Source organism: Bradyrhizobium sp. AZCC 1693 (genome assembly GCF_036924745.1).
Classification (GTDB): Bacteria; Pseudomonadota; Alphaproteobacteria; order Rhizobiales; family Xanthobacteraceae; genus Bradyrhizobium.
In genome coordinates this window covers 1,071,569-1,091,982 of the sequence record NZ_JAZHSD010000001.1, presented here as the reverse complement: position 1 = coordinate 1,091,982, position 20,414 = coordinate 1,071,569, and the positions used below count along the sequence as shown (strand labels likewise).

Sequence of the window (20,414 nt, the reverse complement as noted above, 5' to 3'; positions counted from 1 at the left end):
GATCATTGATCGGTAGCGGCAAGCCGCCGAGAGCCATTGCGCTCGAAATGAAGCGGACGGTCGGGGGCATTCGCGCAAGGACGGCCAAGCTGGGCCTTCGGAACAACCGTCTCGGCGATACGTCCGCCGACTGATGGCCGGGCCGGGCTGCACAATCCGGGCTCTGTTTGCTAACCAGTACGGCACAGGACCAGCGCTGCTTGGTTGCCTATCCGGGGCAGGGCGTATATGAGTTCGCCCGATGGGGCCACGTGGCGGAGTGGTTACGCAACGGTCTGCAAAACCGTGTACACCAGTTCAATTCTGGTCGTGGCCTCCATCCATATAATCAATGGCTTAGACCGATTATATGAGAGGCCGCAGGAGGCCAGCCGCGATCAGCAGGCGGCGTACCAGCCATCAGGAAACGGAACCAACGGCCAAGGGGCCCGGTTATCGTTGGCGGCACGCGGCGACGGATAAGAGCGCTGGGTCTGGACCACGAAATCATCCTCCGGGGCTGGCGCAATAGCCGTTTGAACGACGTCCAGCAGCAAATTGTATTCAGCTTCGCTCATCGCGCTCTCCGGGGTTCCGGAGGCGATGGTCGCAAAAGTATTTTTTTTCCAGGTTGAGCGGATCGCTCGAATTTTAACGATTCGGCGACCGCGGCAAAGCTGGTTATTGAAGTGTTGAGTTCCCCGAGAAAACACTTACCCCGCGCAGGCGGGGTCCAGTGTGAGAAAAATCACTTCTTGCAAAATTTAGTTCGCGTATTCGCATGGATAACGCCTGCCTTGTCAGGGCGGGCAGGATTCAGGGAGACGCGGCCATGAAGGCAAGGTTTGCGCGAAGCGCGGCACTGCTCCATCGTTATCGCCGGGCTTCGGCGTTCGGTTTTCTGCTCACCCTGATCGCGAGCGGCTCGGCCGGCGCCCGAACCTGAGCCCGGCTTGTGCGGCGGTATTCGAGCAGTAAGTCTCGGCCGCTTCCTTACATTTCCAGCGCGGCCAGATTCTTCGGCAGCATCCGCTTGAACAGAGTGAGGATGCGGACGGCTTCCTTCGCGTTCTGCGTGATCGCGTGGCGGACAGTTGCTGCGATCAGCGTCATGATCAGTTGGGAAAACGAGGCGAGGGCGGTTGCGGGCGCGTCGGGTGCGATACGCCGCAGCGCGTCGCCGAGCAGCCCGGCGAGATAGACACCATCCTCCTCGTCGAGTTTTTGCAAGGAACGGTCAGCCTGCGTCGCTTGCCAGATGTCGCGCATGACCGGCACGTCCATGAACATCTGATAATAGCTGTCGGTAATGCGACACAAAGCCGGATGCAGATCCCTCGCATTCCTGACCGCGGCGAGGTCGCGCCGGACGCAATCGCGGCCAACCGCGTTGTAGCGCTCCGCCAGCGTGCCGATGATCGCGGTCTTGTCCGGAAAGTATTGGTAGAGCGAGCCGAACGGCACACCGCTGCGCTCGACGACGTCGCTCATGCGGAAGGCTTCGCTGCCTTTTTCAGCCATCAGTTCGGCCGCACATGCGAGAATTTTCTCGAACCGCTCCCGGCTGCGCTGCTGGGTCGGGACGAGGCGCGCCAACGCGGACGCGCCTGCTTCGGCGGCTTTCTGTCCGGCTTTTCCTCTCGGCATCGGGCACTCTCACATAAAAGCGGCTTGACGTCATCAATACGAGAGTTTATCGGGTTTGGCAAATACGAGATATCCTCGTATTATGTTCCGAAAGGATGATCATGTCAGAACTTCCGATCCTGATTATCGGCGGCGCCGGCAAGACCGGGGCGCGCGTCAATGCGCTGCTAAGGGCGAGCGGCGTCCCAACGCTGCCGGTGTCGCGTTCGACGCCCATTCCGTTCGACTGGAGCCGGCCCGAGACATGGCCGGCCGCGCTTGCCGGCGTCTCGACGGCCTACGTCACCTACCAGCCGGATATTGCGGTCGAAGGCGCTGCCGATGCGATCGCGGAGGTCAGCCGGCTGGCGCGTGAGAACGGACTCGAACGCGTCGTATTGCTGTCGGGCCGCGGCGAGCCGGGGGCGCAACGGGCGGAGGCGGCGTTGCAGCAATCCGGCGTTCCCTGGAACATTGTGCGCGCAAGCTGGTTCGACCAGAATTTCTCCGAAGGCTATCTGCTCGACGGCGTGCTGGCCGGCGAGATCGCCTTGCCGGCGGGGGCCGTACCCGAACCGTTCATCGACGCCGATGACATCGCCGAGGTGGTCGTCGCCGCCCTGACGGATCGGCGTCATGCCGGCAAGGCCTATGAGGTGACGGGGCCGCGCGCGCTGACGTTTGCGCAGGCCGTCGCGGAGATCGCCGCCGCTGCGGGTCGGCCGGTCGAGTACCGGCAGGTCGCGCCGGAAGATTTTGCAGCCCGCATGCGGCCCCATGCGCCCGACGATGTCATCGAGCTCATGCTGGAACTATTCGCCGTCGTGCTCGACGGGCGCAATTCCGATGTCGCGCACGGCGTCGAACAGGCGCTCGGCCGTCCCGCGCGGGACTTTGCCGATTATGCCCGCCGAACCGCGGCGACCGGTGTCTGGAGGGCATGATCATGCTGCAGATGTTGATTACTGGCCTGCTGTGGTTTTCAGCTGTTGGCTGCGGCCTGCTCGCCGGTCTCTATTTCGCGTTTTCAGCCTTCATCATGACGGCGCTGGGCCGCATCGGGCAGGCGGCAGGCATCGCGGCGATGAATGCGATCAACATCGCGATCGTCCAGTCGTTGTTCCTGCCGATCTTCCTGGCGACGACGGCGGCGAGCGCCGCGCTGGCGGTGACTGCGCTGTTGCGCTGGGGCGAGCCCGGCGCGATCGCGATGGTGGCCGGCGGCGCGCTCTATGTGCTCGGCATGTTCGTCGTCACGATGATCTTCAACGTGCCCCTGAACAACGCGCTTGCCGCGGCCGAACCCGCAAGCCACGAGGCGTCCTCGCTGTGGGCGCGCTATCTGACGAACTGGACGTTGTGGAACCACGTGCGGACGGTCTCGTCCACGGCGGCCTGCGCGCTGTTTATTGCCGCGATTGCGGCGCGATAAGGCGACAAAGATGCCGACAAACAAAAGCCGCCCCCGGATCAGGGAGCGGCTTTCGAATTGTTTTCAGCGCGTGAGATCAGGCGGCCGTGAGAGCGCTTCCATTCCGCTTGCGGCGATAGGCCATGAAGCCGACGCCGGCGAAGCCGAGGATCATCATCGCCCAGGTCGACGGTTCCGGGACCGGGGGAGCCGCTATCACGTCCTTGAAGTCTGCCATGATCTTGAGCGTCGACGTTCCGCCCTCGGGATTCACCCATTTGCTTCCGTCGTACCATCCATCGCCATATTCAACGAAGTGAATGTCGGAAACCGTAACGCCATTGAGGGTGAACGGACCAAGGTTGTTGAGCGTTGCCTGGGTGATGTTGAACACGTTGTCAGGCGACGGGTTGGTCGTCTGCTGGATGTTCAGGTTGAACACCTGAGCATCGAACGCATTACTCGGCGAGGTGAAGTTCAGCGAGAAAGTGTATTTGACGTTGAAGTTCTGGTCGGTGTTGTAGGTGGCCAGGTTCACCCAGGTGATCTTGCCGATGACGTAATCGTTCGCATTGGTCGGGACGTTGGTGCCGACGATGTCCGTGATGGTCAGCGTGCTCGGCTTGTTCTGATAGTTGGATGCGCCCGACATGTTGAGCACATTGCCGTTATTGGTAATGGAACAGCCGGGGCTGCCGCCGCTGCAATTCGTGACGTTGGAAAAATTGCCGTCGCCGGTGAAGCTCACCAGCGCTGCATTGGCCGGTGAATGCGCGAGACCGGCGAGCAAGCCTGCGGTCAGAATTTTAAATACGTTGCCCATGGCGGGACACCCCAGTTTTTTAACGATTTATTATAATGGAACCGTCTCAGTTATTATATAACGAGTCAAGGGAATATATTTAAATTTTCAAAATTAAATATCAATCCCCTGGTTGTATGGTGAAGGTGTTCGCCTGCAAGGAAGTTCCCGAAGGAAGTTCCCAAGTTCCGTCGGTTCAATGCTGGCGGGCCACTAATGGGGCACCCCAAAATATCCGACTGGACACCCTAAAGCGCAAATACGAGGCAGCCTGCCATTAGCTATCAAGGGGATGTGCCGAAGCCAGTTTGTTTCTCGGCACAGGAGACGCATCTCACTTACGGCCCCAGCCCGAGCCCCCCGCTGGGGCCGTATTTTAGTTGGCAGCGTCTTACGGTCTACAGCGACCCGAGCGCCTGCCATTCGGGCGCGAAGTGTTCGGCCTTCGGCAACTCCGTGATGTGGTTGGCGGCGTCCCTCAAGGTGAGAAGCCACCGGACATTCGGAAGCGGTATTGGATCCTCAAACAGAGTCGACCAGGGCAAGGAAAAGCTTTTTTCAAAAATGGGGGCGGGGCCGCCTCTTGGGCACGAAGCGACCCCTGATCGCGCAGTACGCAGGCCAAACTGGGGGGCGGCCAATCTGCGTGACTTGCAGCCACGCTAGACCTATTTAGATCGGCCGCAATTAAACTCGCGTGTTAAGCTTGATGTCCGTGTTGCGGGTTAATTCTGGAACGCTGGCCAGCCCGGTTCATTCCAGAATGTACGCTCTGCCATCTCCGCGCCCTGGAATATCCAATCCGAGGCTATTTGATCAGGTGCACCAGCATGGCCTTACAGGCCGTCTCGGCTTCGGCAAACGTCCTGAATGGTGATCCGCCTATCCTGATGGCCGGCCTGTTGAAATTGATGGAACGCCAAGAAGCTACAAAGCCGGGCTGCCCATGGAGCCCAGGGCCACTCCTGCTCTCATTGCTGATTACAAATGAGTAGCCGAGCTCACTCGCGCTCCAAATCTCTAGTTCCTCTGTCGCGGGAGCAACGCGGCTGAAATGCAGGGCCATTCCACGATCCAGCGAACTCTAAACGGCCCCAGGAGTTCGACCTGGGCCGCCAACCTTGGGAGGTCTCCTTCCGGTCAGAGCGTTGGGGGCATCGGCCGGAAGTGAAGATTCGACGCCTTGGCTGGTCCGCGGTTCCAGCCATCGCAAGATCAACCGCGATTACTTTCTCAACAAGCCCTATGGCGTCAGCCCTATGGCGTCGGCTAACGCCGCTGCCGTTTCGCTGCAATGAAAAGCGCAGCCAGCGCGATCAACGTGACGAAAAGGCCGATGGTGTCCGTGTCCATGACCCGCCCCGCCAGAGTGTGCAGGGCAGGAAATTAAGCGGAGATTCGAGGAGGAAGTTTCGGTCTAGGTGGTTGAAATCGTTTGGCTCCCCGGGCTGGATTCGAACCAGCGACCATTCGATTAACAGTCGAATGCTCTACCGCTGAGCTACCGAGGAACAGGCGAAACAAGGTTCGCGAGCGGGGAGCGTATAACAAAGCCTTTCGGGCTTGCAAAGGACCAAATCGCTGGCTGCGCTCCGGCTAGAAGCGGGGCGGGAAAGTCCCTGCCTCACAATGATTTGTCGTCGTTTTCGCGTCCGGGGCAAGCGGCAGGCGGAACCCGGCACGGGCTATTTCGTCATATCAGGCGTGACGGACGGGGCCGCCAATTCGACTCAATCGGTCCGGAGGCTCCATCACGCTGGGTTTCACGGGAGCTGATTCGATGCCAGCCATTGCGACCGACCTGATCCGCGCGGTACCTTCGATCGTTCCAAGCGACATTCCCGCCATGAGTGACGACGAATGCCTGGTTCGGCTCGCGCAAGCCGTTGAAGCGCATGATGCCGAGCACCTGGATGAAGTCGCGCGGCTGATCGCCCGGCTCGCCGTGGCGATCGAGTAGGCGGCTTTTCCCCCCGCTACCGGAGCGGTTCGGCGCCGGGCGCCGGCATGTTGCGTTTTGCCGAAGCTTGTACCAAAGATGACCGCGGTTTCAGCTCTCGGTTCCAGTTCTCTTGCGGCCGCGCCGCATGCTCTCAGGGTCTTAGCCTATGTCCGGTTTTGCGACCGCGCGCCAGACTTCGCCCTAGAACGCCTGTTTCTTCAGGTCGTTGCCCTTGATGGCCTTCCAAAACACAGAAAAAATGGTCACCAACCAGCGCCGGGGCCGGGGGCTGCCGGGGCGCGCGTCTTCCGCGTGGAAGGCAAACTTTCGCTGGGCACGCCCATGAAGCGGTACAGATTGGAGCGTGTGACGATGATGCGGGTGCCGTTGCGACGAACCACGAGGCGACCGTCCTTCACCGCGTTGTCGAAAGCGTTGAGGCCGATGCGCGCCACCCGGCAGGCCTCCAACCGGGTCAGGAAAAACTGCTCCGGTGGAGGCAGCGGCACATCATTCGGTCGCGTCTTGGTCACGGTTAGCCAGCCCTCCGGATAAGCCGCCCCGACTGAACAGCCGTGAATACTATAGTCTGTGGAACTTTAGTGTTCAAGTTCGGACTATGACGATGTGGACAAAATCAATTCCAAACTGGGGAAAGTCATTTCAAGCCTCAGGCAAGCAGCCGGGCTGTCGCAGGAGGAATTGGCTGAGCGGGCATCTATCCATCGCACTTACGTCAGCCAAATCGAGCGCGGGCTGAAATCTCCCACAATTGCGATACTTCTAAAGTTGTCGAAGGCGCTAAAGACAACTCCGAGCAAAGTTATGCAGTTGTTCGAGGATGAGATCGGTGTGGTCTAAATGTGGACGAGACATGCCGACGACACAGTCGTCGATGCAACTGGCAAGATAATCTACTTTGGCCTGCAGCGATTTTTGGACGATATTTGCCTTGGGGACTGCTGCTTCATCTGCGGCGCGAGACCCGGAGAGAAGCCGTTTAACAACGAACACGTGTTTCCTGAGTGGCTGCTGCGCCGTTTAGACCTGTTCGACAAATCCATCACGCTGTTCAACAAAGCCACCGTGCGGTACGACAGGTTCACAGTCCCATGCTGCACCGAGTGCAACACCCTCATGGGTGATGAAGTCGAAACGCCAGTCAGTCAGGCTGTTGGCGCGGGCCTTGATGGACTAGTCAAGCTCCTCAAAGGCCATCCGCTGGCACTGGCGGTTTGGATGAGATTGATTTTCATAAAAACCCATCTGAAAGACCGCACGATGCGCTTCCATCTGGATGCGCGGAAGGGCCAACAAAAGATTGGTGACTTCTACCAGTGGGAGCAACTTCACTACACCCACACGTTTGCGAGGTGCTTCTACGCTGGTTATGAGGTACACCGCGACAATTTTGGTGGAACGCTGGTGCTTCCTGTGAAGCCCACGTTTTCAGCACACCACCGGTTTGACTTTGCCGACAACTTCATTGGACAGACGATGCTCCTTCGGCTTGACGATGTCGGCCTGCTCGCCGTCTTCGACGATTGTGGAGGCGTGCTTGGTTTAATGGAAAGACAGTTGCAAAGAATTACTGGACCAGTCTCTGAGCCTCAGTTCCGCGAACTGTTCGTTGAGATGACTTGGTTGAATATGCATCTGAAAGATCGACCAGTTTTTAATATTGAAATTGATCCGGCTATTGAGATGTGCCGCCTCACTTCGGACCTACCTCCGAAACCAGAACTTATCGAACTGGATTACGGACTGCGCGGCCGACTGTACGAGCACGCTCTCGGAGGCCTCTTCTCATACGACGAAGAGACCATGGCGGCCATCAAGGCTGGAAAGTTCACGCTGCTGTTCGACCGTGACGGCAAGTTCATTGACCACGCTGAAGAGGCGGCGCAGTACGCAGCTATCCGGAACACCGAGACCAAGACCTAAAGGCCAAGGAATGGTCATCCGCTCAAGAAACGCAGTCGAGCATCTGACCACGCATCATCGCGATCTTGCGTTTTGGCGGGGCCTGTACCAAAGATCACCCGGTTCTAGCTCTCCGGGTGGCGACGCCGCTCGACTTTTAGGGGTCTCGCCAATGCAAAGTTCCGCCACCGCGACCGCGCGCCAGAAAATGGTCGATGGTCAGGTGCGTCCGAGCGACGTGACCGATATCCGAATTCTCGATGCCATGCTGGCGGTGCCGCGCGAGGCCTTCGTTCCCGAAAACAAGCAGGCTCTGGCCTATCTGGACCTCGATCTCGACGTCAGCGACGGCAACTCGGCGAAGCGGTTCCTGATCAAGCCGGCCGTGCTGGCGAAGATGCTGCAGGCGGCTGACATCAAGCAGAGCGACCGCGTCCTGGTGGTCGGCTGCGCCACCGGATACGCCGCCGCCGTGATCGCCCAATTCGCTCCCCAGGTGACCGCAACCGAGAGCGATTCGGCGCTGGCGGCGAAGGCGCAGGCTAGCCTGGCCCGCAATGGCTGTGGAAACGTCACCGTCCGCACCGCGGCGCCGGCCGATGGCGACGCGGCGGGCGCGCCTTACGATGTCATCGTGCTGAACGGCGCGACCGAGATCGTGCCGGAACAGCTCTACGGGCAATTGCGCAGTGGCGGCCGGTTGGTGGGCGTTTTTGCAATGTCGCGGCCGGCACGGGCTACCATCGTGACCGCTGCGCATGGCGATTTCGGTCACCGGACGCTGTTCGATGCCGCTGCCCCGGTGCTGCCCGGCATGGAACTTGTTCCGGCCTTCGTTTTCTAGCGTTTCAGCCCTTTCCACGCCCAATATTCGCCCTTCGTCGCCGTCTAAATCCTCTTCGAAATCAGAAGTGTGGCCGGATTGCCCCACGTGAAGAGTTTCGACGGGCTATCCTTACGGGGTAGTTTCGTCCGGCCCACGTGCAGAATAAGGTGAGCTGGGACTCACTTCGAGTGAAGCGACGTTCGGTTAATGATCATGTGTGATCATGGTCATGGGTCGGGCGATCAAAAATGATTGGATTGCTTGGGATGCGTGGGGTGAAGGAATTTGCCGGGGCTGCGGCTTCGGTCCTTCTATTAGCGTGCATGGGCTCGACGCCCGTCTTGGCCGACACGATAGAGGCGGCGCTGGTGCGCGCCTATCAGAACAATCCGCAGCTCAATGCGCAGCGCGCGCAGGTGCGCTTCACCGACGAGAACGTGCCGCAGGCGCTGTCGGGCTACCGCCCGAAGGTCGCGGTCACGGCGAGCGCGGGCTACCAATATACGGATACGCTGAGCACGCAGGGCGGCACCCCCACCGCGGTCCTTCACACCAATATTCATGGCTCCAATCCGCCGCGCAGCGTCGGCGCCACCATCACGCAGACGCTCTATAACGGCCAGCAGACCGCGAACAGGACCAGAGCGGCTGAGGGGCAGGTTTCCGGCGCGCGCGAAGCTTTGCGTGCACTCGAACAGACCGTCTTGCTCAGCGCCGCCACGACCTACATGGACTATCTGCGTGATTCGGCGATCGTCGAGGTGCAGAAGAGCAACGTTCGCGTGCTGGAGCAGACGCTGAAACAGACGCGCGACCGCTTCAATGTCGGCGAAGTCACGCGCACCGACGTTGCGCAGTCGGAAGCGCAGCTCGCCGCCGGCAAGACGCAGCTCCTGACCGCGGAAGCCAATCTGACGACGACGCGATCGAACTTCCGCCGCATCATCGGCAACGAGCCGCAAGCGCTTGCGCCGGGCTCGCCGGTCGATCGCTTCCTGCCGGGAACGCTGCCGGCCGCCGTCGAGCTCGGCCTGACGCAAAATCCGAACGTCACCGCAGCGATGTTCGGCATCGATGTCAGCTACCTCCAGGTCAAGGTGGCCGAAGGCGCGCTGTTGCCGACCGTCACGCTTCAGGCCTCGGTGCAGCAGTCCTATGAGCAGAGCCTGATACAATACAGGTCGTTCGGTGCGTCGGCGATCACGCAGCTTTCGGTGCCGATCTATCAGGGCGGCGCCGAATACGCGCTGATCCGCCAGTCCAAGGAAACGGTGGCACAGCAGCGCCTCGTTCTCGACCAGACCCGTGACCAGACTCGTGCCAACGTGGTCACCGCATGGGGACAGCTCGTCGCCGGCAAGGCGCAGGTCGCCTCCGCGCAATCGCAGGTGCAGGCGTCCGAAATCGCGTTGAACGGCGTGCGCGAGGAGGCCAAGGCCGGACAGCGCACCACGCTCGACGTGCTGAACGCCCAGCAGGCGCTGGTGAATGCGCGCGTCGCGCTCGTCACCGCGCAGCACGATCGCGTGGTTGCGTCGTACTCGGTTCTGAACACGATCGGGCGGCTGTCGCCGCTGGTGCTCAACCTGCCGACCACGGTCTACGATCCCAGCGTGCACTATCATCAGGTGCGCGATAGCTGGGCCGGCGTTCGCACACCCGACGGCCGCTGATCTCCGAGTCTATTTCCGCACAGGCGGGATGAAATCGTCGCCCGGCGCCTGAAGCGCCGGGCGCTTTGCTTGCAATCAATTGTGGCCATGACGTACCGTTTCTGTGGCGAGCTGAGCGATTCGTGGCCCGCGTCTTTGCATCGCAGGGACGCGCGTCGGGGACGCCTTGAGGGGAGCAGGACCTGCGCGCGATGCAGCGGGCAGGCTGGATCTGGGGACAAGTCGGGCTTGTGCGATGAAAATCCCGGCCTCGATATCCGGAACCGGCAATTCCTTCGTGGCTTTGATGTAAAATGGTTTCGATGTGGAGTCGGAAATGACGCAACCTGCAAAGGTCCAAGAGCCCTCGATGGAGGAGATTCTGGCGTCGATCCGTCGCATCATTGCCGACGACGAGGCTAAGCCTGCGGCTGCCGAAAAGCCGGCGAGCCCGGCGGCTGCCGCAAAGCCGGCCGTCATGAAAGATATCCCGCCATCGGCGATTGCGCCGGCCCCGAAGCCGGTTGCCGCGCCGAAGCCAGCCCCGCCGCCACCACCGCCGCCTGCGCCCGAACCCCCCGCCAGCAACAACCAGGATGACATCGACGCGATGCTGGCGAGCCTCGATGCGGCGACGCCCGAGGCGGACATCAGGCCGGCGCAGCCCGAGGCCGATGTTTTCGAACTCACCGACGAGATGGCATTGCCGGAGCCTGCACCAGCCCCTGCCGCGGCAACATTCAACAAGGTCGAACCGCAGGACGACCTCGAATTCACCGAAGCCAAGGCGTCACGTCGCCAGCCGGCCTATGAGCCGCCGTTCGAGGCCGCGCCAGCGCGACCAATGTTATCGCATTCGACCGTCTCCGCCGTGGAATCTGCCTTCAATTCGCTGGCCAATACCGTGCTGAGCAACAATGCGCGGACGCTGGAAGATCTGGTCAAGGAAATGCTGCGGCCCATGCTGAAATCCTGGCTCGACGACAATTTGCCGGGATTGGTGGAGCGGATCGTCAAGGCCGAAATCGAACGGGTTTCGCGCGGCGGGCGCTAGTCCCAAAGGTCGCGCCAAGGCTGGGGCGAGGCAGCATCGAGGCCGCCTCGGCAGGCGTCGATCGTGGACCTATTCGTACCTTCAAACCGGCGTTACCGCGGGCTCCCGCTGCCCTGAACCGGAGTTGTCAGGTTGACTTGAGACGCTGTGGCGGCTTTCTAGGGCGCGGCCCGGCGCCATCGCATCCAAACCGGGCGCTACCACGTTGATTTGATTTACATTCTTTGAGCGGACCGGCGACGGATCTGCTCAAGACCGCCCCCTACATCCCAATTGCAGTGCCATGATCGAGAAAAACTACCAGCCCGCCGATATCGAAAGCCGCATGTCCCGGATCTGGGAGGAGAGCGGCGCGTTCAAAGCCGGCCGCCCGGAACGAAAAGACGCCGCGCCGTTCGCCATCGTGATCCCGCCGCCGAACGTGACGGGCTCGCTGCATATGGGCCACGCGCTGAACAACACGCTGCAGGACATCCTCTGCCGCTTCGAGCGCATGCGCGGCCGCGATGTGCTGTGGCAGCCCGGCACCGACCATGCCGGTATCGCGACCCAGATGGTGGTCGAACGGCAATTGATGGAACGGCAGGAGCCGGGCCGCCGCGACCTGGGCCGCGCCAAATTCCTCGAGCGCGTCTGGCAGTGGAAGGCGGAGAGTGGCGACACCATCGTCAATCAACTCAAGCGTCTCGGCGCTTCCTGCGACTGGTCACGCGAGCGCTTTACGATGGACGAGGGCCTTTCGCGCGCGGTCGTGAAGGTGTTCGTCGAGTTGCACCGCGCAGGGTTGATTTACAAAGACAAGCGGCTGGTGAACTGGGATACGAAACTGCTTACCGCGGTCTCCGACCTCGAAGTGCAGCAGATCGAGGTCAAGGGCAGTCTCTGGTACCTGCGCTATCCGATCGAGGGCAAGACGTTTAGCCCCGATGATGCCTCGACTTTTGTCGTCGTGGCGACGACGCGGCCCGAGACGATGCTCGGCGACACCGCCGTTGCGGTCCATCCGGACAACGAACGCCTCGGACATCTGATCGGCCAGCATGTGATCCTGCCGCTGGTCGGCCGCCGCATCCCGATCATCGGCGACGACTACGCCGATCCCGAGAAGGGTTCGGGCGCGGTCAAGATTACGCCGGCGCACGACTTCAACGACTTCGAGGTCGGCAAGCGGCATGGCCTGCCGCGGATCAACGTGTTTGATCAGGAAGGCTGCATGAACCTCGTGGGCAACGAGGATTATTTGCGCGGCTTGCCGGAAGGTTCGGAGCAACTGGCCGAAGAGCTGAACAACGTCGAACGCTTCGCCGCGCGCAAGAAGCTCGTCACCCGGCTGGAGGATTTCGGCTTCCTGGAAAAGGTCGAGCCGAATACGCATATGGTGCCGCATGGCGACCGCTCCGGCGTGGTCCTTGAGCCCTATCTGACCGACCAGTGGTATGTCGACGCCAAAACCATGGCGCAGCCGGCGATCGCGGCCGTGCGCTCGGGCGCGACCACCTTCGTGCCCAGGAATTGGGAAAAGACCTATTTCGAATGGATGGAGAACATCCAGCCCTGGTGCATCTCGCGCCAGCTCTGGTGGGGCCACCAGATTCCCGCGTGGTACGGCCCCGACGGCAAGGTGTTCGTCGCCGAGACCGAAGAGGAAGCGGTCGGCAACGCGCTCGGTTACTATGTCGAACAGGAAGTCATCACGGAAGAGCAGGGGCGCGAGATGGCGCAGGACCCTGCCAGGCGCGAGGGCTTCATCACGCGAGACGAGGACGTGCTTGATACCTGGTTCTCCTCGGGACTGTGGCCGTTCTCGACGCTCGGCTGGCCGGACGAAACGCCGGAGGTGAAGCGCTATTATCCGACCAACGTCCTCGTCACGGGATGGGACATCATCTTCTTCTGGGTCGCCCGGATGATGATGATGGGCCTGCACTTCATGAAGGAGGCGCCGTTCTCGACCGTCTACATCCACCGCCTGGTTCGCGACGAAAAGGGCGCGAAGATGTCGAAGTCGAAAGGCAACGTCATCGACCCCCTGGGCGTCATCGACGACTTTGGCGCCGACGCGCTGCGTTTTGCGCTGGCGCGCGGCGCGGCCCACAGCCACGACATCAAGCTGTCGCCGCAACTCGTCGAAACCAATCGGAATTTCGCGACCAAGCTGTGGAATGCCTGCCGCTTTGCCGAGATGAACGGCTGTGAGCAGCCAGCGGGCTTCGATCCGACCGCGGCGAAAGAGATCCTGAACCGCTGGATCGCGCACGAGACTTCGCGCGCCACGCGCGAGGTGACCGAGGCGATCGAGGGCTATCGCTTCAACGATGCGGCCAACACGATCTATCGCTTCGTCTGGAACGTCTATTGCGACTGGTATGTCGAACTCGCAAAGCCCGTGTTGATGGGCGAGGAGGGGGCGGCCAAGGCCGAGACCCGCGCCATGACCGCCTGGGCGCGGGACGAGATCCTGAAACTGCTGCATCCGTTCATGCCGTTCATCACCGAGGAACTCTGGGCGGTGACGGCCAAGCGCGAGGGCCTGCTGGTGCTCGCCGAATGGCCGCGCAAGGCGAGTTCGATCACGGCCGAGCAGATCGCTGCGGTGGCGATGGCGGGTCCCGGCGATCCGCTGATCGCGCCGGTCATGGCCGCGCTCGACGCCGGCGATTTCAGCGATCCCGCCGCGGAAGCCGAAATCGGCTGGGTGGTCGATCTCGTCACTGCGATCCGTTCGGTGCGCTCGGAAATGAACATTCCGCCGGCCACGTTGATCCCGCTGGTGCTGTCGGGAACATCCCCCGAGACCAAGGAGCGCGCGCAGCGCTGGAACGACACCGTGAAACGCCTGGCGCGTCTGGCGGATATCTCCTTTGCCGATCGCCCGCCGGAGGGCGCGGTGCAGTTGCTGGTGCGCGGCGAGGTGGTGGCGCTGCCGCTGAAAGGCGTGATCGACCTTTCCGCGGAAAAGACGCGGCTCGACAAGGAAATCGTCAAGGCCGACGCCGACATCAAGCGCGTCGACGCCAAACTCGGCAACGAGAAATTCGTGGCGAACGCGCCCGAGGAGATCGTCGAAGAAGAAAAGGAAAAGCGCGAGGCGGCGGTGGCGCGCAAGGCCAAGCTGCAGGAAGCGCTGGAGCGTTTGAAGATGGCGTCCTGACGGACGCCTGACTGACGCGAGGCGCGGAATTATCCCCGTCATTGCGAGCGAAGCGAAGCAATCCATCTATCCGTTATGCCGAGATGTGGATCTTCGCTGCGCTCGCAATGACGGCTGAAGTAGCTTGAGTCATCATCGAAGGATGGCTCGATGCTGGACCATGTCTCCATCACGGTATTCGAATTCGCCGCCGCCGAACGCTTCTACGACGCGATCAGCTACTTGCTATCTGCCATCGCGCGGTCTAACCGCGCGATGGTTGTCGGCACCGGGCGCTTGCCCGGTTAGACGAACAGGAAATCGCTGGCGTGGAGTTGGCTCATTGTCTTGTTCTGAATCTCGACCGTGTGGTTGGCGTCGATCGTAATCACGACGCTGGTGCCAACCTCGGCCATGTGCGATTGGAGCGCGCTGAAGTCGGCAAACACGGTCTTGTCGAACTGAATGATGTCCTGCACGCCATCGGTATTCTGGAAGTCGGCAACGGTGTCCTTGCCGAAGCCAGGGGCGAACACAAACGTATCGTTGCCCGTCCCGCCGGCCAGATAATCGTTTCCGGCGCCGCCGGTCAGCCGGTCGTTGCCGCTGCCACCGTACAGGAACTCGTTGCCGGTGACGCCCTGCAAACTATCGTTGCCATCGTCGCCGTACATCCTGGTCGCCGCGGCGCCGCCCTTTAGCTGATCGTCACCGGCGTTGCCATGCATGACATCCAGTCCGCCGCCGCTGGACAAATAATCATTGCCGTCGTCGCCGTTCATGACGTTCGCCGCCCAGCTGCCATACAACTGATCCTTGCCAGCGCCGCCGTCGAGTAGGGCGCCGGTGTCGCCGCTGCCAGCCTTGATGATGTCATTGCCGTCGTCGCCATAGAGCTGATCGGTTGCGGTCGCGATGCCGGCGCCGCTGTTGATCGTATCGTCGTCCGCCCCGCCGTGGATCACATCCGCGCCGGGGCCGCCGGTGATGGTGTCGTTGCCCGCGCCGCCCTGGATCACGTCTGCCCCGGCGCCGCCGTTTATCACATCCTTGCCCGTGCCTCCTTCAAGGCTATCGTCATCGGTCGAGGCGCCGAAGAACAGGTCCTGGTGACCGGTCATGTCGTAGTGGATGGACTTGTTCTGATAGAGATTCCAGGTTCCCGGCGAACTTGGATTGACGCCATCGGAGACGGCAAGGTGTTCGCCATTGACGGTGATATCCTTGATGTAGAGGTTGCGGTCGCCATTGGCGTTAGCGACGTCGTTAATGAAGGCGAGATCGAGACTGGAGACGGTAGCCGGGTTGGCGAATGTGAATGTGAAGGTCTGGAAGCCCGATGGGTCGGTCGCGCCGTGGAATTCGACTGTGTTGCCGATCTGCTGCCCGTTGATTAGGAGCTGCATTTTGGCGCCGACGCCGTCGACGACGGAGCTGTAGCCCGTCACCGTGACGGTGGTCTCCGTGAGTTTCGGAATTGTATCGGGGCCGCCGGTAATGGTGTCGTCGCCCCCGTCTGACTTGATGGTATCGTTGCCGACCCCGCCCGACAGCACGTCATTGCCGCTGCCGACATCCATCAAATCGACGGAGGGAGAACCCGTTAGGGTTTGACCGGGCGGCTGGTGCTGACCTCCATACCATTCAGTAATCAACCCCTGTGCTGGCTTGCCTTCGGGCGAATAGCCGATCGGCGAATACTTGTTGTTCGTATCCCAGTTCCAGATCGACGCGCCTCTGAACCAGCTTCCGCCTTCCGATCCCCACACCTGAAAGAAGGCGTTGAAGGCATCGTATTGCTCCTGGACATCTTGCGTCGTGCTGTCGGCCCAGCCGCCCGGACTGATATTGGTTCCGTCGACACTGCGGTAGCCGGTTTCGGTGAAGAACACCTGCTTGTCGTACTGCAAGGCAAGGGAATGGAAGAAATCGACCGGCGACATGTGGTTCATCACCTTCGCCCAGTAGTCGTCGGTGGACATGCTGTTCCACGCATTGACCATCTCCTCGACGGTCGGGTCCGTTTTCGTCGTCAGCGGCGGATAAGCATTGATTCCGATGACATCAACCTTGTCCCAAAAGCTGACATTGATGGCTTCGTCGGTTGCGGCTGCATAGGTGATCTCGCCGTGGAACACGGCGCGTACGGAATCGATGAGGTCGACCCAATAACTTCGGTTTTCAGGGCCGGAGAGCTTGCCCAGCTCATTGCCGATCACAAGCATGCTGACGTCTGCTTGTTCGGCGATTTCAGCCATATGAACCATTTGGTTCTTGTAGGAAGCAAAGAAGGCGGCGGGATCGCTCGGATTGAGGACGTATGCAAGCGAGCCATCGAGGGCCGAGACCATGGGCTTCAGCGTGACCGAAAGCCCGAGCGCCTGCGCATTTGCAATGGCCTGCAGAATATTGGCGTCGCTCTCGGTCTTGTTGGGATCGGCGAAGACGTCATTCGACGTCCTGGTTTGCATAAACAGCCGCGGAGCGAGTTCGATCGAGTTTGCATTGGTGCCCGCAATCGCCTGCATGGCGGCCAGCGCGGAACTGGCGACGAATGCACCATTGTAGTTGGAGAGGAATCCAAATCCTTGAACAGGAAACACGCCCGCCATCGTACAGCTCCTTTTCTTTTGAAGTTTCTGCTGTTTGGTGGCTCCTTCGTCTGCGCAAATTCACCACTCTGCGTGTTCCGCACGTTGGACGCAGCACAATTTGTGAGCACTTCGCTGCGCAAAGCGAAACAGCAGACCACACTTACGTGTTCAACGTGAGCGTGTCGTGGCAGGATTGAGTCGATGTTGCGATTGTTGAAGAAGCGATGCTCGTCGTTGCCGCATCGTTACTTGTTCAAGCTGAAGGGCTTGCTAAGGGAACTTCGAGTAGCACGTAGTCCGGATGAGCGAAGCGACATCCGGGGCTTGGTCTGTCCCGCATATCGCTCCGCTCATGCGGGCTACTCGCAGCACTGGTCTTATTTCACCTTGTCCTGCGACAGATCCATGATCATGCGCGTCGACAAATAAAGGCGCGGCACGATCGTCTCCAGCTTCACATACTCGGCGTCGTTCGAGTGGGCACCGTAGCCGCTCAGGCCGAAGCCCTCGATGACGGGGGCCGTGGTCTTGAGGGCGGCGAACGCGGCGTCGGTACCGCCGCCAGAGGCCACGTCGATCACCTTCAATGGCAACCCCAATTCCCCGTAGATGGCGGCGCCGTGGGCAGCCAGGCGGCGCGAGGCGGGCGTGGCTTCCAGCGGCGGGCGGCGCATCTCGAACCGGAGCTGCACCTTGGCGTCGGGGATCCGCTGCGTCCTGACGCGTTGCTGCAGCGTGGCCTCCAGCTCAGTGAAATCGGACACCTTCAGCGCCCTTGCGTCGCCTTGCGCGGTGGCCTGTGCCGGGATCACGTTGCGGTTGGTGCCGGCCTGCGAGACCGTCCAGTTCAGGCTCACGCCCTGGTCGCGCCGTGACAGGTCGCTCAATTGCAGCACCTGGTGGGACAGCTCGACCAGCGCGTTCACGCCTTTGTCCGGCGCAGCACCAGCGTGCGAGGCCTTGCCGCCCACCGTCAGGTACGCCGCGCCGATGCCGCTGGTGGCCAGGCGCAGGCGGCCGTCCTCGCCGCCGCCTTCGTAGGAGAACACCGCGTCCTGTTCGCCCGCCATGCGGGTGATGGTGCTGCGCGAGCCCGGCGAGCTGATCTCCTCGTCGCCGTTGATCAGCACGGTCAGCGTGCCGTAATCCCTGAACTTCAGTGATTGCAGCATCGCAACCGTGTGCAGGATCAGTGCTACTCCCTGCTTGTCGTCGGCGATGGCGAGCCCATAGGCGCGCTCGCCGTCGATGCGGAAGGGTTGATCCTTCAGCATGCCGCGCAGGTAGACGGTGTCCATGTGGGCGATCAGCATGATCTTCTTGGCTCCGGTCCCCTTGAATTCGGCGTGCACCATGGCGCCCGGCTTCTCCGGCGTGTCGTCCATCCGGTAGATGTCAGCCGGTTCGATGACCTCGACCTTGCCGCCCAGCCGGGTCAGGCGTTCGCCGATCAACGCTGCCAGCCGGGCCAGGCCCTCGGCGTCCTTGCTGCCGGATTCGATGTTCACGAGATCGCGCAGCGTATCGAGCAGCGGGGCCTTTTCCTGCTGCGCCAGCTCATGGATGCGCCCCTCCGGCGCAGCCCGCGAGGGCACGGCCGACAGGGCCAGGCTGCAGGCGGCGATACAGGCCAGCGGGAAAAGCAGAGCCAACCGGGCGGGACGCGACATGGTGGTCCTTTCAAATGACGGCCTGATGATTGATGAGGCTCGAACGGAAATTGGAGACTGCGCCGGACCCTGTTGATTCGAATGCAATGACCACTGTCGCCGCAACTTGATCAACGAGCATTTCCTCCATTAGCATCTACGACAGTAGAGTTCCTGCCGCAGCGGATGTCTCCGAATCTACATACTCCGACCAGTTGGCTACATCTGCCGAGCCGCCCCGGACACCCGAATGCTCGCACCGGGTTCAGAGGTGATCTCGGCTCGTAGACGCGACGGCACACCCATGTCCTCCCCCTGAAGGATATCGATCATACCACCATGAGGCCATCCAAGATCCCGCAGATATCCTGCGAGGGCCGCCGCCGCGGCTCCCGTCGCGGCGTCCTCGTAGACGCCTCCTGCTGCGAATGGATTACGGGCGTGGAAGAGCGTGTTGGTTTCCGCTTGGACGAGACTGATGGTGACGATCCCGGCTGCCATCATGAACCGCCGCCCTCGCTCTAGGTCATAGTGCATCGCGGCCAGCTTTTGCCGGCTGGTCAGGGCCAGGACGAGATGCCGAGCACCAGCCTCGGCGATCGCGGGAGGCAGGCGTGGGTCGAGATCAGCAACGGTGTACGAGAAAAGGCCGAGCGCAGCCTCAACCAGTTCCCGCTGAGCCTGCTCGCTGCGCGTGCGCGGTGATTGCAGCGCCGCCATAAGCGCGGGATTCTTCCGCCATCCTGTTACCGTGATCCGGGTGTCGTTAAGTTGGAGCGTGAAGGTGCCGTCGCCGTGGGCAAGAGCGAGCGCTGCCCCGAGCGCGATCGTCGCGTGGCCGCAGAACGGCACCTCGATCTCTGGTGCGAAGTAGCGCACCCGCCAGCCGTCCTCGCTCGGTGCAGCGAACACCGTCTCTGAATATCCGACCTCTGCCGCGATCGTCAGCATCTGGTCGGCAGGAGGAAGCGCTTCGCAGAGCACGACGCCGGCAGGATTGCCCCCGTTCGTTCCGTGTGAAAAGGCTGCGATCCGCTGCACATCCATTCGTTCCTCCAGAGTGAAGATCACCGACCCCGAAGCCTGAGATCGCGGCATAACAGCTATTGATGTTGACACAAGCCCCCCGTCAAAACGGCTTGCTCAGAAACCTCGATCCCTTCAATCCATATCGCCACGGCAGGTCGACCGCTTTTGTAATTCCGATCCGTACGCCAGCGATGATGTCGGCCTTGCCGATCCGCGCATGCAGCGCGATCGGAGGCGTATCCAGCGGCAGTTCGCTGTGTTTGATGGTGATGCCGAGCGCCTCACACAGCTTGCCCGGGCCCGAGCACAGCGCGCGCTCGTCCTGCAGGCCGCGGCGGCGGCGCATCGCCGCTATTCCATGGGTCGGCCGCAGCGCGCGGATCAGCACGGCGCTGGCCGAGCCTTCCGCCTCGCAGACGAAATTGGCGCACCAGTGGATGCCATAGGAGCGGTAGACATAGGCAAAACCTGGCGGGCCGAACATCACGCGGTTGCGCGGCGTGGGGCCGCGAAACGAGTGCGCGGCCGGGTCCAGATGATGATAGGCCTCGACCTCGACGATGATGCCGCCGACGCCGTCTACCAGCAGCGTCGCCCCGAGCAGGTCGGGCGCCACTTCGTGCACGCTACGGCCAAAGAACGAGCGTTTCAGCGGCTTGCCGAGGCGAGGGGCGGCGGCATCGGCCGGCTTCGGGTTTTGAACCATTTTGAGGTGGGAATCACGGCGGAACAGGTGAAAACTGCCAATATCTTGCATGTTTCTGCTAGCCTCAGCGAGTCTTCCGCAACTGGATTGT

At 61.4% G+C, this 20,414-nt stretch carries 18 protein-coding genes and 2 tRNA genes; 11 read left to right on the top strand and 9 right to left on the bottom strand.

The window, feature by feature from the left end; translation table 11 throughout:
- Positions 1-245: 245 nt before the first annotated feature.
- Positions 246-319, top strand: a tRNA-Cys gene (locus tag V1293_RS05420).
- Positions 320-377: 58 nt separating this feature from the next.
- Here V1293_RS05420 and V1293_RS05415 read toward each other — a convergent pair.
- Positions 378-557 (bottom strand): hypothetical protein, encoded by a 180-nt coding sequence (locus V1293_RS05415; protein ID WP_334507363.1) that lies wholly within the window; start codon positions 555-557, stop codon positions 378-380.
- A 415-nt stretch (positions 558-972) separates the two neighbouring features.
- Positions 973-1,626 carry a TetR/AcrR family transcriptional regulator gene (locus V1293_RS05410; RefSeq protein WP_334507361.1) on the bottom strand — a complete coding sequence of 218 codons (654 nt, stop codon included), beginning with the start codon at positions 1,624-1,626 and terminating at the stop codon, positions 973-975.
- A gap of 101 nt (positions 1,627-1,727) precedes the next feature.
- Here V1293_RS05410 and V1293_RS05405 point away from each other — a divergent pair, with 101 nt between their 5' ends.
- Together V1293_RS05405 and V1293_RS05400 are read left to right on the top strand one after the other, a co-directional pair.
- Positions 1,728-2,549, top strand: a complete 822-nt coding sequence (locus V1293_RS05405) for an NmrA family NAD(P)-binding protein (RefSeq protein WP_334507359.1) — start codon at positions 1,728-1,730, stop codon at positions 2,547-2,549.
- A 2-nt stretch (positions 2,550-2,551) separates the two neighbouring features.
- The gene (locus V1293_RS05400) at positions 2,552-3,037 is read left to right on the top strand and encodes an anthrone oxygenase family protein (protein ID WP_334507356.1); all 486 of its coding nucleotides are present in this window, start codon (positions 2,552-2,554) and stop codon (positions 3,035-3,037) included.
- A 76-nt stretch (positions 3,038-3,113) separates the two neighbouring features.
- Here the strand turns inward: V1293_RS05400 and V1293_RS05395 are convergent, their stop codons facing one another.
- Together V1293_RS05395 and V1293_RS05390 are read right to left on the bottom strand one after the other, a co-directional pair.
- On the bottom strand, positions 3,114-3,839 hold the full coding sequence (locus tag V1293_RS05395; RefSeq protein WP_334507354.1) for a choice-of-anchor K domain-containing protein: 726 nt from the start codon (positions 3,837-3,839) through the stop codon (positions 3,114-3,116).
- Positions 3,840-5,254: 1,415 nt separating this feature from the next.
- Positions 5,255-5,329: transfer RNA gene (locus V1293_RS05390), tRNA-Asn, on the bottom strand.
- Positions 5,330-5,598: 269 nt separating this feature from the next.
- On the opposite strand from V1293_RS05390, the gene V1293_RS05385 reads away from it, so the two are divergent.
- The gene (locus V1293_RS05385) at positions 5,599-5,778 is read left to right on the top strand and encodes a hypothetical protein (protein WP_334507351.1); all 180 of its coding nucleotides are present in this window, start codon (positions 5,599-5,601) and stop codon (positions 5,776-5,778) included.
- A gap of 245 nt (positions 5,779-6,023) precedes the next feature.
- On the opposite strand, the gene V1293_RS05380 is transcribed toward V1293_RS05385, so the two are convergent.
- Positions 6,024-6,293, bottom strand: a complete 270-nt coding sequence (locus tag V1293_RS05380) for a hypothetical protein (protein WP_334507349.1) — start codon at positions 6,291-6,293, stop codon at positions 6,024-6,026.
- A gap of 94 nt (positions 6,294-6,387) precedes the next feature.
- On the opposite strand from V1293_RS05380, the gene V1293_RS05375 reads away from it, so the two are divergent.
- The 7 genes from V1293_RS05375 to V1293_RS05345 all read left to right on the top strand — a co-directional run bounded on the left by V1293_RS05375 (position 6,388) and on the right by V1293_RS05345 (position 14,654).
- A complete protein-coding gene (locus V1293_RS05375) occupies positions 6,388-6,621 on the top strand; it encodes a helix-turn-helix domain-containing protein (RefSeq protein WP_334507347.1) in 234 nt (77 codons plus the stop codon).
- A complete protein-coding gene (locus tag V1293_RS05370; protein WP_334507345.1) occupies positions 6,622-7,704 on the top strand; it encodes a hypothetical protein in 1,083 nt (360 codons plus the stop codon).
- Positions 7,705-7,855: 151 nt separating this feature from the next.
- Positions 7,856-8,527, top strand: coding sequence for a protein-L-isoaspartate O-methyltransferase family protein (locus tag V1293_RS05365; RefSeq protein ID WP_334507343.1), 672 nt, complete (start codon positions 7,856-7,858; stop codon positions 8,525-8,527).
- Between the two features lie 248 nt (positions 8,528-8,775).
- Positions 8,776-10,182, top strand: a complete 1,407-nt coding sequence (locus V1293_RS05360) for a TolC family outer membrane protein (RefSeq protein WP_334507340.1) — start codon at positions 8,776-8,778, stop codon at positions 10,180-10,182.
- Between the two features lie 316 nt (positions 10,183-10,498).
- Positions 10,499-11,215 (top strand): PopZ family protein, encoded by a 717-nt coding sequence (locus V1293_RS05355; RefSeq protein ID WP_334507338.1) that lies wholly within the window; start codon positions 10,499-10,501, stop codon positions 11,213-11,215.
- A 283-nt stretch (positions 11,216-11,498) separates the two neighbouring features.
- Entirely contained in the window at positions 11,499-14,366 is a 2,868-nt protein-coding gene (locus V1293_RS05350) for a valine--tRNA ligase (protein WP_334507336.1), read from the top strand.
- A gap of 150 nt (positions 14,367-14,516) precedes the next feature.
- The gene (locus V1293_RS05345; RefSeq protein ID WP_334507333.1) at positions 14,517-14,654 is read left to right on the top strand and encodes a hypothetical protein; all 138 of its coding nucleotides are present in this window, start codon (positions 14,517-14,519) and stop codon (positions 14,652-14,654) included.
- On the opposite strand, the gene V1293_RS05340 is transcribed toward V1293_RS05345, so the two are convergent.
- The 4 genes from V1293_RS05340 to V1293_RS05325 all read right to left on the bottom strand — a co-directional run bounded on the left by V1293_RS05340 (position 14,651) and on the right by V1293_RS05325 (position 20,323).
- Positions 14,651-16,957, bottom strand: coding sequence for a glycoside hydrolase family 113 (locus V1293_RS05340; RefSeq protein WP_334507331.1), 2,307 nt, complete (start codon positions 16,955-16,957; stop codon positions 14,651-14,653). The two genes, V1293_RS05345 and V1293_RS05340, sit on opposite strands and share 4 nt — an antisense overlap.
- A 359-nt stretch (positions 16,958-17,316) precedes the next feature.
- Positions 17,317-18,609: a M20/M25/M40 family metallo-hydrolase gene (locus V1293_RS05335; RefSeq protein WP_334507329.1), complete on the bottom strand. Its 1,293-nt coding sequence runs from the start codon at positions 18,607-18,609 to the stop codon at positions 17,317-17,319.
- A 198-nt stretch (positions 18,610-18,807) separates the two neighbouring features.
- Positions 18,808-19,635, bottom strand: a complete 828-nt coding sequence (locus tag V1293_RS05330) for a PhzF family phenazine biosynthesis protein (protein WP_334516627.1) — start codon at positions 19,633-19,635, stop codon at positions 18,808-18,810.
- 82 nt (positions 19,636-19,717) lie between these two features.
- Positions 19,718-20,323, bottom strand: a complete 606-nt coding sequence (locus V1293_RS05325) for a DNA-3-methyladenine glycosylase (protein WP_334516626.1) — start codon at positions 20,321-20,323, stop codon at positions 19,718-19,720.
- Positions 20,324-20,414: the final 91 nt, after the last annotated feature.